The 683-nt window shown below is 79.4% G+C and carries 1 protein-coding gene; it reads left to right on the top strand.

The window, feature by feature from the left end:
• Positions 1–683: hypothetical protein (locus B4K29_RS08825; protein ID WP_286967091.1), on the top strand; the 683-nt coding region annotated here is incomplete at both ends.

Below are 683 nucleotides of genomic sequence, written 5' to 3'. Positions count from 1 at the left end.
CGCCCGGGCGGCCGCGCGGCTCGGCGCCCGCCGCCCGCCGCTGGGCCGCGCGGTGTGGGACCGCACCAACCACGCCGGCCGGACGGTCACCCTCCTCGAGGGCCCCGCCTGGGCCCTGGGCGCGGTCGTCCCGCTCGCGATCCACCGATCGCCGGCCGCCCGCGCAGGGCTGCTCGCCACCACGGCCGCAGCGTCGCTGGGCGCCCTCGACGACCACGTCGGCAGCACCGCGGTCAAGGGTCTGCGGGGCCACCTCGCCGCGCTGCGTCGTGGCGAGCCGACCACCGGCGTGGTCAAGATCGTCGGCCTGGCCGCCACCGGTGTCCTCGCCACCGCCCTCATCGACCGGCCGCGGTGGGGGAGCGCTCGTCCGGGGGCCGCCGAGCTGCTCGGGCTCCTCGTCGGTGGGGCCGTCGTCGCGGGTGCCGCCAACCTCGTCAACCTCTTCGACCTGCGGCCCGGGCGAGCCCTCAAGGTCGTCCTGCTGACCGCGCCGCTCACCGCGACGCTCGGCCCCGGCCGTGACCAGGTCGGCCCTCCAGCTCGCACCCGCGACGCCGCGACCCTCGCGAGCGCGGCCGTCGGCGCCTCCCTCGGTCTGCTCCCGGACGACCTCGCCGGGCGCTCGATGCTGGGCGACACGGGGGCCAACGCCGCCGGGGCGCTGCTCGGCACGGCGGTGG

Origin of the sequence: Arsenicicoccus sp. UBA6765, from assembly GCF_002453335.1 — a bacterium.
Classification (GTDB): Bacteria; Actinomycetota; Actinomycetes; order Actinomycetales; family Dermatophilaceae; genus Arsenicicoccus; species Arsenicicoccus bolidensis.
The sequence above is the reverse complement of the archived record's forward strand: the minus strand, read 5'-3'. Positions and strand labels throughout refer to the sequence as shown.